Origin of the sequence: Emticicia sp. TH156, from assembly GCF_002855535.1 — a bacterium.
In the GTDB taxonomy this organism is placed as follows: domain Bacteria; phylum Bacteroidota; class Bacteroidia; order Cytophagales; family Spirosomataceae; genus Emticicia; species Emticicia fluvialis.
In genome coordinates this window covers 42,414-55,733 of the sequence record NZ_PKRS01000011.1, presented here as the reverse complement: position 1 = coordinate 55,733, position 13,320 = coordinate 42,414, and the positions used below count along the sequence as shown (strand labels likewise).

Annotated in this window: 6 protein-coding genes; 5 read left to right on the top strand and 1 reads right to left on the bottom strand. The window is 42.0% G+C overall.

The window, feature by feature from the left end:
- Positions 1-15 precede the first annotated feature (15 nt).
- From C0V77_RS19240 to C0V77_RS19225, 4 genes are all read left to right on the top strand, one after another.
- Entirely contained in the window at positions 16-2,382 is a 2,367-nt protein-coding gene (locus tag C0V77_RS19240; protein ID WP_101728007.1) for an ABC transporter permease, read from the top strand.
- Between the two features lie 84 nt (positions 2,383-2,466).
- The gene (locus tag C0V77_RS19235) at positions 2,467-4,881 is read left to right on the top strand and encodes an ABC transporter permease (RefSeq protein WP_101728006.1); all 2,415 of its coding nucleotides are present in this window, start codon (positions 2,467-2,469) and stop codon (positions 4,879-4,881) included.
- Positions 4,882-5,020: 139 nt separating this feature from the next.
- On the top strand, positions 5,021-7,444 hold the full coding sequence (locus tag C0V77_RS19230; RefSeq protein ID WP_101728005.1) for an ABC transporter permease: 2,424 nt from the start codon (positions 5,021-5,023) through the stop codon (positions 7,442-7,444).
- A gap of 81 nt (positions 7,445-7,525) precedes the next feature.
- Positions 7,526-9,919 (top strand): ABC transporter permease, encoded by a 2,394-nt coding sequence (locus C0V77_RS19225; RefSeq protein ID WP_101728004.1) that lies wholly within the window; start codon positions 7,526-7,528, stop codon positions 9,917-9,919.
- 67 nt (positions 9,920-9,986) lie between these two features.
- Here C0V77_RS19225 and C0V77_RS19220 read toward each other — a convergent pair whose 3' ends face one another.
- Positions 9,987-10,496, bottom strand: coding sequence for an META domain-containing protein (locus C0V77_RS19220; RefSeq protein WP_101728003.1), 510 nt, complete (start codon positions 10,494-10,496; stop codon positions 9,987-9,989).
- Between the two features lie 354 nt (positions 10,497-10,850).
- On the opposite strand from C0V77_RS19220, the gene C0V77_RS19215 reads away from it, so the two are divergent.
- Complete coding sequence (locus tag C0V77_RS19215) at positions 10,851-13,244, top strand: ABC transporter permease (protein WP_101728141.1); 2,394 nt, start codon at positions 10,851-10,853, stop codon at positions 13,242-13,244.
- Positions 13,245-13,320 lie beyond the last annotated feature (76 nt).

The following is a 13,320-nucleotide window of genomic DNA, read 5'->3' as shown; positions in this document are numbered from 1 at the left end:
GCATCGGAGAGGTATATGATCCGTAACTATTTCAAAATAACGTTTAGAAGCCTCTGGAAAAACAAGCTTTTTTCGTTCATCAATATTGTTGGGCTGGGCCTGGCCATGACATTCGGGCTTATAGCCCTGATGCAGGTGCAGAATGTTTTTGAGTACGATAATTTCCACCCGTATCCAGACCGGACTTATCGTATTCTTACCGATTTTAAAGATGCTGGCGGTAGGCAAACGGCTTATGCTTCTTCTCCTTTTCTGCTGGCCGACAAATTAAAGAATGAATACGGTTTTGTTGAGAAATCGGCAAGAGTGGTGCGCTATTTTTCGGGTGATATGAACAACCGCCTGAAGACTATCCGTGTAAATGGCATTTATGTAGACCGTTCGTTCTTTGATGTTTTCGGCTTTCCGCTTGAAAGCGGAGCCTATCCGGTGGCAGCCAACACAGTAGTATTGAACAAAGAAACCGCAGTGAAGTTTTTTGGCGATACCAGCCCCATAGGCAAAACCATTACTCACCCCGACTACGGTGTACTTACCATTACCGGCGTGTTGAAACCTTATAAATACAGGGGAACACATTTCAGAAGCGATTTGATGGTGTCAATGGCTACTTTTGAGCACTTGAACGCCGATAAGCCCGACCTTAAAAGCTGGACAAAATTCGAAACTTTTACTTTTGTTCTCTTGAACAAAAATGCCAGTGTGGGCGCCTTGAACCGTGCGTTGGTATCGGTGGCAAAGGATAACAGAAAAGATTCGGATTTCGGCAGAAGCAGCCATGCTTACAGAGTTCAAGCGCTCAGAGATATTTCTCCAGCTTTTGAGCAGCTGGAAAGAAATGCATACGTTGAAAAAATTTCTGACCAGTTGGTTAATATAATAATGGCATTGGTTGTAGTGTTGCTGGCCGGGTTTAATTACACCAACCTTACGCTGGCGCGCTCGTTAAGCAGGGCCCGTGAGGTTGGCGTCAGAAAGGTTTCCGGAGCTTTGCGTCGGCAACTGGTAAGTCAGTTTCTGGTTGAAGCCGTGGTATTGGCTTTCTTTTCTCTAGTGGTTGCTTATTTCGGTTTTATAGCCGTTAAAGAATACGTTCGTGTTCCGTGGATTGTATGGGAAGTAGAAAACAAATGGGTAATGTGGCTCGCTTTCACAGGCTTCACGATTGTTACGGGTGTAATGGCCGGGGTATTCCCGGCGCAGATCCTCTCACGGTTTCAGCCCGCTCAGGTTTTGAAAGGCGAACTCATGCCTGCTTCGTTCGGTAAAATCAATTTCCGTAAAACCTTGATTGTGATTCAGTTGGTGGTAACGCTTGTGTATATGGCGTTAAATCTGGGTATGTATAGTCAGTTTGAATACATGGCTACCGAAAACGGGAATTTTAATCGCAAGGATATTCTGAATATTACCCTGGCTGATACAGATTATAAACTACTGAAGAATGAGGTTTCAAGGTTATCAGGTATTGAGGGCGTAGGTATGAGCTCTGACGCGTTCGGAAACGGGGCAGGCCAGTATGCCCTTAAAGCCAGACGAACTGATGAAAATATGCAAGCATCTTACTTTGCGGTTGACAACCGTTTCATCGATAACATGAAACTTACCTTAGTGGCTGGTGAGAACCTTCCGGATGAATCTGTCGACTCATCAGGCAACTTTATTTTAATAAATGAAAAAGCAGTGAAACTGCTTCATCTGGGCAGCCCGAATGAGGCTATCGGCAAGATGGTTTTTCTGAATAACCAGACCGAAGCGCTGGTGAGTGGTGTAGTAAAAGACTTTTGCTTTAATAATTATCAGTTTGAGGTAACGCCTGCAGTATTTCAGTATAACCCAAAGCAGTTTCGCCTCATGTCTGTAAAAACTACCCGGGGTGCTGATAAGGCTTCGCTGGAAGCATCAATTGGTAAAATCTGGAAACACTATCAGCCTTATGATGCCATGGTTTATAACTGGTACGAGCAGGAAATGTATGACCGCTATTTCCCGGGTGAAGATATGAAACTCTTCGGCCTTACCACAATAGCTGGCTTTGCGGTTGCCATAATGGGCTTGCTGGGTATGGTTACATACAATACTGAAAAGCGGTGGAAGGAAATTGGAATCAGAAAAGTAATGGGTGCGTCAGAGACCGAGGTAGTGCGTTTGTTGTCATGGGGTTTTCTGAAATTACTCATGATTGCCGGGTTAATTGCCCTACCGTTAGGATACGTATGCAATGCGATGGTTTTAAATATTTTCGTGTTTAATCCGGGTGTGCGTTTGGGTTTATTGTTAGGCAGTTTTGCTCTTGTTTTTCTGTTTGCCCTGTTAACCATAGGCATTAAGACCTATCAGGCTGCATTAATGAATCCGGTAAAGAGTTTAAAGGCTGAATAGCAGAATGTTAAAATAACTTAAACGAAATGAGAATGATTAAATGCAGTTTTAACTTTCAGCCTTAATCATCAAAATTTCAAAATTATGTTAAAGAACTATCTGAAAACTTCCTGGCGTAATCTTATAAAACGCAGGTTTTATACATCGGTTACTATTTTCGGTCTTTCGGTCGGAATCACCTTTGCTTTGCTAACAGGCAGCTATGTTTCGAATGAATGGATGGTAAATAATAACCTCAGGAATGTTGAAAACCAGTTTGTGATTCAGAGCAGGTGGGACAAAGCGAACATGGGCCTTGAGTTTACGTCTTTAGGGCCGCTGGCTAAAGCATTAAAAGATAATTACCCCGCACTTGTAGAAAACTATTACAGGTTTGATGGTGTAACTACCGTTGTTGCCAGGGCTGACAAGGTTTTCAGAGAAGATATTCAAATGGGCGATTCAACCATTCTGAATATGTATGGCTTTGAGCTTTTGCATGGCAGTGCAGGTGCTGCGCTGAATCAGCCCAATACTATGGTTATTTCTACCGATCACGCCCTCAAATATTTCGGTAAAACTGATGTTCTGGGCCAGACTCTGAGATTGGAGTCTTTTTCAGGCCAAAAGCGCGAGTTTATGATAACAGGGGTTTTGAAAGAAACACCCGCTAACTCGGTAACTAATCTGGTGAATATCAATAACAAATTGCCCGTTCTTATTTCGTTTAGCAGTGCTTCATTTTTCGGGCGCAATGGCTTTGAGTTCTGGAACAACCCCTACATTGGCAGTTTTATAGAACTGAAAAAGGGAGTTAAAAAAGCAGATGTTGAAAAGGCAATGGCACAGCTGATTGCAACCAATGCACCGAAGCAAATCAGTGAGAACCTGCACGCTTACCTCAAACCGATCAGAATGGCTTATCTTGATGCAAGCAATGGTCTTGTGAAAAAGACCATACTCACATTAAGCCTGGTTGCCGTGTTTATTTTGTTGATGGCGGTTGTCAATTTTGTGAATATATCAATTGGTAACTCGTCGTCAAGATTAAAAGAGATTGGCGTTCGCAAAGTATTAGGCGGAGATAAACAACAGGTGCTTCGTCAGTTTTTAACTGAATCTGTCCTTATCAGTTTGTTCAGCCTTATCGTTTCGTTAGCGCTTTATGGGTTGTTCCGGCCTTATTTTTCTGAATTGCTTAACAAACCAATGGTGTCGCTCTTTCAGGCATCACCCTATTTTTACCTGGCAGCGCTAGTTTTAAGCTTGCTGATTGGTTTGTTAAGCGGCCTTTACCCCGCTGTTGTTTTGGCCAATCTGCCATCGGTTGATTCAATGAAAGGAAAATTGAAGTCGGTTAAAGAAAATATCTTTTTCAGGCGTGTGCTTCTGGCGTCGCAATTTACGGTGGCTTTGTTTGTTTTTGGTGGGGCAGTGGTTGTTTCGCAACAGGTCAGCTACTTTTTCAATAAAGACCTGGGTTATATTAAAGAATCAGTTTTTTCGGTAAAAGTACCACGAGACTGGTCGGCAGAAGGAGTAAATAAAATGGAAACCATGCGTAATGAGCTGGCCAGGGTTAAAGAAATTAAAGAGGTAAGTTTGTCTTATGAGATACCCGACGGGGCATCCGGCTTTAGTGGTGCAATCTACAGAATAGGGCAAGACTCCACACAGGCGGTTTATGCGCCTACTTTAGTAGCAGATGAAAAATATGCCTCCACATACGGCATTGCTGTTAAAGAAGGGAAGTTTTTTCAGGCAGAGAACGAAGCCTTTCAGGCCAACAGAATGGTGCTTAGCATGGCTGCCGTAAAGGCTTTGGGATTTAAAACACCTGCAGAGGCCATTGGTAAGCAGGTAAAGATGCACTATTTTCCGGGTGTCTATATCATTGCCGGGGTGGTAAAAGATTTTCATTTTCAGTCAATGCACAGCACTATTGGGCCGGTAGCTTTTATGCAGGTTAGAGACAACCCAATTTACAGGTATTTGTCGTTCAGGCTTAACCCCGGTAATCTGAAAGAAGCCATGGCAAACATAGAAAATAAATGGAAGCAGCTGATGCCAGATGCACCATTTGAATACACTTTTATGGATGAAACGGTACAGAAGATGTACAGGTCTGAGTTGCAGATGCAGCAGGCTGCACAGGTAGCGACCATTTTGGCAATAGTTATTGTTTTGCTGGGTGTACTTGGCATGGTGTCGTTAAACATTGTCAGACGAACCAAAGAAATAGGTATCCGCAAGGTGTTAGGTGCCTCTGGCATTAGTATTACCTATTTGTTTCTGAAAGAATTTATAGTGGTAATGGCGGTAGCAGCATTCATTGCTTTTCCGCTGGCCATTCTGGGCATGAATAACTGGTTGCAGAATTATGCGTATCGTATTAACTTAAGCTGGTTTACGTTTGTGGTTATTGGTGCTGTTTTCGGGGTGCTGATAGCGGCGCTGGTGGGTATACAGACCCTCAAAGCTGCCAGGCTGAATCCGGTGAAGAGTTTGAAAATTGAATAAAGCCCCCAACCCCTGAAGGGGAGCTTTAAAATAGGCAAATAGCTATTACAGCACTCCCATTTAGGGGTTGGGATTCAGATTTTATTATTCATCTAAAAAAGTTCTCCTTTAGGGGACGGTCCGACGAATCGGAGGGATTATGATACGCAATTACTTGAAAATCGCTTTTAGAAATCTGATTAAACAAAAAGGTTTCACTTTTATCAACATCGCCGGTTTAGCCATAGGACTAACCTGCTTTTTGTTGATTGGTTTGTATGTAAAAGATGAATTTAGTTATGATCGATTCAACAAAAATGCTGACAGGATTTACAGGGTTTCTCGCATTTTTAAGTCGAACGACGGCACTGTGAGCCTGCACCTGGGGCATGTGGCTCCGGCTTTTATGCAGCACTTTCAAACCGACTTCACAGAGGCTGAGCAAATCACACGGTTGTATGGTTTAAATTCGGTAATTTACAGACCTGAGAATATAGAGAAGAAATATCAGGAGCAGCGAATGTATTTTGCTGATGCCAATTTATTAAAAGTATTTTCAATTAATCTGTTATCGGGTAATGCCGACAAGGTGCTGGCTAATCCGTTTACCGTTGCCATTGCTAAACCAATAGCCGAAAAGTATTTTGGTAAAGAAGACCCTATAGGCAAACTATTAAAAATAGAAGGAAAATATGATTTCACTGTCTCGGGGGTATTTGAACCACTGCCAACACAATCGCACTTTCATGCCGACTTCCTGATGGCAATGAGTACGCTGAATGATAAGCGCCTGTATGGTAAGGAGGATATGAATAATGACTGGGGAGGAAACAATTTTGCTACCTATTTTCTGTTGCCCAAAGGCTATGATATTGCCAGTTTCGAGAAAAGAACCAAGTCTTTTCTTGACCAGCATCTGCCTGTGTATGATGGCAGAAAAGGGTCTGAGTATTCAGACCTGAAGTTTCAGAAACTGACAGACATACATTTGTATTCTCACCTTGATTCGGAGCATGAAGCCAACGGCAATATTAAATACGTATATACGTTTTCGGCTATTGCATTCTTTATTCTACTCATTGCCTGTATAAACTATATGAACCTGGCCACTGCGCGTTCGGCCAGCAGAGCCAAGGAGGTGGGTTTGCGTAAAGTAGTAGGTGCGGTAAGGGCTCAGCTGATAGCCCAGTTTTTAAGTGAATCTTTGTTGGTAACGCTGTTTGCCTTAACCATAGCACTTGTATCAACAGTAACATTGATTCCGGTTCTGAACGACTTTACAGAAAAGAACCTGACTTTTAATGGGCTATTCGATTTTGAGTTTTTAACCTTAATAATCGGAATTATCTTTTTCACTGGCGTTCTGGCCGGAAGCTACCCTGCATTTTTTCTTACGGCCTTCCAGCCGGTTGAAGTATTGAAGGGGAAAATAAAAAATGCCATGCGGAATGGTCGCCTGCGTGAGGCGCTGGTGGTGATACAATTTTCAATAGCCTGTATTCTGATTATCAGCACAGGTGTGGTGTACAAACAACTGAGCTTTATGCTAAACCAGGACACCGGCTACAAAAAAGACAAGGTGCTGTTGATGCGAGTGGGTAACAGCAACGCTATTGACTTTGAGAGCTTTAAGCAGGAACTGAAACGCCAGGCCGGGGTAATGAATGTAAGCCAATCATCAAGGACGCCTACGGGCCGCCTGCTTGATTCGCAAGGGGCAAGAGTAACCAAAGGAGATTCGCTGGCGCCTACAAGCACTGAAATAAAAGCGCTGGCAGTTGACCATGATTATTTGCAGACATACCAGATACCTCTGACGGCAGGAAGGGATTTTTCAAGAGCATTTAAGTCTGACGACTCAACGGCTTATATTCTGAATGAAGCGGCCGTGAAATCAATCGGATGGAAAAGTAACAGCGATGCCATTAACGAAATATTTGTTTATGGAGGCAAAAAAGGGCGGGTCATTGGTGTGGTAAAAGACTATCATTTTGAGTCATTGCATCAGAAAATAGTTCCGATGGTGATGTTCATTAATAGTGACAGGCGAAACTGGCTCTCTGCAAAGTTATCGGCCGGAGATTTTCAGTCTACCATAGCAGGCATAGAAAAAATCTGGAAAGCCTACGTGCCCGATATCCCTTTTAGTTACCAGTTCTTAGACGAACGATTCAATAATCAGTATAAGGCAGAACAAAAGCAACGCACCTTATTTGTAATTTTTGCAGGTCTTTCAATTTTTATTTCCTGCCTAGGTTTGTTTGCATTGGCTGCTTTTATGGCTGAACAGCGCCGGAAAGAGATTGGCGTTCGTAAGGTATTAGGTGCTTCTGTAGGTAGTATTACTTCTTTGTTATCTAAAGATTTTATCAAACCTGTAATGGTATCCATTTTTATAGCCTCGCCTATTGCCTGGTATGCCATGACAAACTGGCTGACAGACTTTGCCTACAAAGTGGTGATTGAATGGTGGATATTTCCTGCCGCGGGGGCTCTGGCAATCGTCATCGCTATGATTACGGTATGTTATCAGGCTGTATCGGCGGCGTTGATGAATCCTGTGAAATCTTTAAAGTCAGAGTAAACCCCCAGCCCCTAAAGGGGAGTTGAGGGAAGCATAATCTATAACCATAAAACAAGTTCCCCTTTAGGGGTTAGGGGCAATATGATAAAGAACTACTTTAAAATCGCCATACGTAACCTTTTTCGCAATAAGGTTTACAGTTTTATTAACATTGCCGGGCTCAGCATCGGGCTTGCTGCGGCTATGCTTATTATGCTTTATACCAAAGATGAAGTAAGCTACGACCGTTTTCATGCCAACCAAGCCAGTATCTACCGGGTTACTACCGAATGGATTAATCCGGATGGCAGCGTGAAACAGGCAGACGGTGTAACGGGGTATTTTCAGGGCCCTAAGTTTAAAGCGGGTGTGCCTGAGATTCAGTCATTTATGCGTTTACGCAGTGATTTCCGGAATATCCGTCAGGGTAATGAAATAAAAGGGTATGAATTATTGGCGGCCGACGCTAACTTCTTTTCTGTGTTTTCTTTCCCTTTGCTAAGTGGAAATCCCAAAACAGCATTGATGCAGCCTAACACTTTAGTTATTTCAGAGCAAATGGCAGAAAGACTGTTCAAAACTAAGGATGTGATGGGAAAAACCATTGATTTTGTAGAGGATAACAAACTGGTGCCTTATCAGATTACGGGTGTGGCAAAAAAAGCGCCCCAAAACTCTTCTATTAAGTTTGATTTTCTGCTGCCTTTAGTTGTAGGAAATGAAGAATACCAGAATAGCGATAACTGGTTCAATTTCTTTCTTAATACATTTGTGGTACTTAAGCCGCATGCCAATGTGGTATCTGCAGAGACTAAAATGAAACGGGTTTATGAGGCAGATGCAAAAGAGAGTATTCAGAAAATGGCCAGAGAGTTTGATGTAAAAGAAAATGCCAGATACGCCCTGCAACCATTGGCCGACATGCACCTGAGTACTACATTTGCTGCCCGGAATGGTTTGTCTGACGCCAGCAACCCTGTTTTTTCTTATATCCTTACCGGCATTGCTATTTTTATATTGTTAATTGCCTGCATCAACTTTATTAACATGACAGTAGCCCGTTCGTTGAAACGCGCCAAAGAAATTGGCATAAGAAAAGTAGTTGGAGGCGACAGAAAACAACTCATTTTTCAGTTTTTGGGCGAGTCTTCCATACTTTGCCTGATAGCCTTTGTTCTGGCAGTATTTATTGTGCAGATGGTGCTGCCTACCTTCAATCAATTAGCAAATAAGTCTTTGGCTTTCGCCTATTTATTCGACATCAGGCTGATATCAGCCTATGTCATACTATTTGCCATTACAAGTCTGCTGGCTGGGTTTTATCCGGCGCTTGTGCTGTCAGGATATGATCCCGTGAGAACCTTATACAGCCGATTTAACCTGAAAGGGAAAAGCTATCTGCAAAAAACACTGGTGGTGGTGCAGTTTAGTTTGGCGTCGTTTCTGATTATTGCTACCATGACCATCTACTCGCAGTTCGATTACCTCACAACCAAAGAGTTGGGTTATGACGATAAAAATCTGGTATTGGTTGACAAGTGGCTTTTAACGCACAGCCAGTCGGCTTTGTTTATAAATGAATTAAAAAAAGACCCGGATATAGTAGAGGTAGCGCCCAAAAATGCAGGTTCGTGGGGTACAATAGCGAAAGTGAACGGCGATACCCAGATTGATTTTGCCTATGAAACAGTTAATCATGTTTTCTTGCCTTTAATGAAGATACCCGTTCTGATGGGGCGAAATTTTTCTCCTGATTTTCCATCTGATTCAACAAAATCGGTCATTGTGAATGAAGCCTTTGTGAAAAAAGCAGGCTGGAAGAATCCACTAGGGCAGGAAGTTAATTTCTATAACAGCAACGATAAGTACACGGTAATAGGAGTTGTAAAAAACCACCATTTTAATTCACTGAGCCAGGAAATTGGGCCACAATTATTTACCATGAAACCCGGTAATGTATACGGTAGAGTATTTATCAAAATTAAGCCGGGGTCTGAAGTAACCAGCCTGAAACATATAGAGAAGACTTTCAAAAAGCTATTTCCGGTTAACTCTTATGATTTTAAGTTTCAGGAAGCCGAAAACCTGAAAAACTATGAATCAGAAGCAAAATGGAAACAAATTATGCTTTTTGGCGCTGCGCTTACCATTTGTATTTCCTGTATTGGTTTGTTCGGCCTGGCCACTTTGTCGGCAGAGAAACGCACTAAAGAAATTGGCATCCGTAAAGTGTTAGGTGCTTCGGTAAGTAGTATTGTGCAATTACTATCTTCTGACTTCCTGAAACTGGTGGGGCTATCGTTTATTTTTGCATTCCCGATAGCATTTTTTGCCGCACAAAAATGGCTCGAAAACTACCCGTATCGCATTTCTATTAATGCATATATATTTGTTATAACAGCGATGGTAACCATTGCTGTGGCACTTTTAACAGTAGGTGGGCAGGCCATCAGAGCGGCGTTGATGAACCCGGTGAAGTCGCTGAAAACAGAATAACAGCCGGCAAAACGATCAAAAAAAAGGCAATGGAAACCCCACTGCCTTTTTTAATTTGTTTCAGACCTTATCTTTTCTTAAAAAACATAACTTCTTTTACCGGATTACCCACCAGTATCTGTACTTGTTGTATTTCAAAAATTATTCTGGTGGCTTCCTGCAGATTTTTGAAAAACTCAGCCTCAGCTTTATTGGCGTCTTCGCTACCTGCCATTTCGGTAGCTATCAGTTCCTTAATTTTCAGAGCGCCTGTTTTTTCATCGCAGGTATAACCGGCACCATACATATTTACAAAACTATAGCCGCTCACATACAATTGTGTGGGGTTGTCAGGGGCTTTACCGATATCCATACCCATTTTATCAGAACCGGCAGTTTTGCTTACCTGGTATCCGGCAAAATAATAAAAGGTCTCTGAGCGTGGATTCACAGGGTCTTTGCCAGACTTTGGCGCATTCGGGTTGAGCATGCCGGCACCGGGCTTCCCTGATAAATCACCACCCGCCATATCTTCTGCTTCATTTTTGCAAGCCATCGCCACGGTCAGAAATCCCAATAGTAGCATTAATTTTTTCATAAATAAATAGATTAACGTTTCGATGATACAGACTCTTCTGCCCCCGAAATGGTTGGAAAATCTTTCTGAAATTTCTTTATAGTGAGGCAGTTGCGTAAAATTGTATAACGTTATTTGTGTTCAGATAAAAGCTTAAATCTTTGAAGTGAGCCTTGCGGGTATATGAGTGGTAGTTAATGCCCAAACGAAGAGCGGAAACAATGAAAAGGGCTTGTCCGACAGCGTACTAAATTCGTCCGAAAACGGACAGATTATTGGTGTTCAATTTTCTGTAATATGCTTACAATAAGCCGTTTAAGTTTTTGGCATGGCTTTGGTTATTTAATAAACACAATACAAAATTATGAAAAAACTATGTTTAAAAACTATCTTAAAATAGCAATAAGGAATCTGCAACGAAACAAGATTTATGCCATCATCAATATCCTGGGGTTGGCGTTAAGTATGAGTTGCGGAATCCTTATTTTTGCTTTGGTGAAACACCATCTTAGTTTTGACAATTTCCATCACAACTCTGACCGCATTTACCGGATTGTTACTGAACAACACCGCGACAACATCAGCTATGCCAACAGCGTACCCAATCCGCTTGGAAAGGCATTCAGAAATGATTACACATTTGGTGAAAAAGTAGCACGCATCTGCACCTTTGATGAACAACTGATTACCTTGAAACAAGGTGGAGAAATTAAAAAATTTAAAGATAAACAAGGTGTAGCCTTTACCGAACCTGAGTTTTTTGAGATATTTAATTATCCGCTTTTGCAGGGCGATAGAAAGACGGTTTTAAGTGAACCCAATACGGCGATTCTTACCGAAAGGGCCGCCAAAAAGTATTTTGGCAATGAAAGCCCTATCAACAGAACCTTTAAGCTCGATAACCGCATTGAGTTTAAGGTTACCGGGGTGCTTAAAGATTTGCCAGCTAATAGCGACAGAAAAACCGAGATTTATGCATCTTACCCAACCCTTAAAGCATACAATGAATGGTTTGCCAGTGATGACTCCTGGGGGGGTATTGCCAGTTCAATGCAATGTTTTGTTTTGATGCGCCCTGGTGTTTCTATTGCAGAGGTAGAAAAAGTAATGCCGGCATACGTGAAAAAGTACCGCCCGACGTCTAAAAACGTGCATCATTACAAATTTCAGCCATTGGCCGAAATGCACTTTGATGCGCGCTACGGTGGCCCGATGGACAAGAAAAATCTATGGGTGTTATCGTTCATAGGCTTGTTTCTGATAATAACGGCCTGTGTAAACTTCATTAACCTGGCAACGGCACAGGCTTTAAAACGTTCAAAAGAAGTAGGCGTAAGAAAAGTACTGGGCAGCTTAAGATATCAACTTTTCTGGCAGTTTATTGCCGAAACGGGTATAATAACCATCATTGGCGCAGTTGTGGCCATCAGCCTGGCTTTTCTGGCTTTGCCTTATGTTAACCTGTGGTTTAATTCTCAAATCAGTATCAATTTCTTCTCAGATGTTTATCTGATACTCTTTACCTCATTGCTGGTACTAGTAGTTACATTTTTTTCGGGTTCATATCCCGGCCTTATTCTTGCCGGCTTCCAGCCTGTTCTCGCTCTTAAAGGAAAACTATCTCAACAAAACATTGGTGGTTTTAACACACGACGCACCCTTATTATTACTCAGTTTGCTATCTCACAGGTTTTAATTATTGGTATGGTAGTTATTGCCAACCAAATGAAATATGCCCAGCACTCTGACCTTGGCTTTAAAAAAGATGCACTGGTATTTGTTCCCATTGCCTCTGGTACAGAGGCAAATAAACAAAAAACAATCAGGAATCAGCTGGCTGCGCTAAACGGCGTAGAAAACGTTTCATTGTTTTTTCGCCCTCCGGCTTCCAGCTCAAACTGGAACACATCTGTTAAGTTTGATAACCGCACAGAAGACGAGGTTTTCAGAGTAAACGTAAAATCGGCTGACGACCAATACGTGCCTACGTTCGGGTTAGAATTGGTAGCTGGCAGAAATGTTTTTCCGGCGGATAGCATGAAAGAGTGCCTGGTCAATGAAACATTTGTGAAAAAGCTGAATTTTAAATCGCCACAGGAAGTAATAGGTAAAATTGTTAAGCTGAATGACGGCCGGAGCAGCGGCCCCATAGTAGGTGTGATAAAAGATTTTCATGACAGAACGTTCCATGAAGATATCAATCCTATACTTATTACTACCTTGCAAGAAAACTACGATAGCTATGGCCTGAAACTGAATATAGCCAATGCTCAGCAAATAATGCCGGAAATTGAAAAGATATGGGCCAAACACCACCCTGACCAGATTTACGAATATCAGTTTTATGATAAAGTAATAGCTGAGTTTTATGAAACAGAAAATGTGATGCTGAAATTGATTCAGGCGTTTTCAGGAATCGCCATTTTTATTGGGTGCCTGGGTTTATATGGTATGGTGGCGTTTATGGTTACGCAGAAAACCAAAGAAATTGGCATCAGAAAAGTTTTGGGTGGCACAATACCGCAGATTATCTGGATATTCGGAAAAGAGTTTTCAGGTCTTATTTCTGTAGCTTTCATCATTGCCTCACCATTTGCCTGGTGGTTAATGAATAACTGGCTCCAAGAATTTAAGTTTCATATAGATATAGGCGCTGAAGTTTTTATAGTAGCCATTGTTTCCACATTTGTAGTAGCTGCTTTAACAGTGGGGTATCAGGTGTTAAAAGCCGCGTTGATGAATCCGGTTAAGTCGCTGAAAAGTGAATAAACAAACCCCGGATTACAAAACCACTAAAGGGTATAAATTTTATTGTATTACTAACAAACAAATCCCCCTTTAGGGG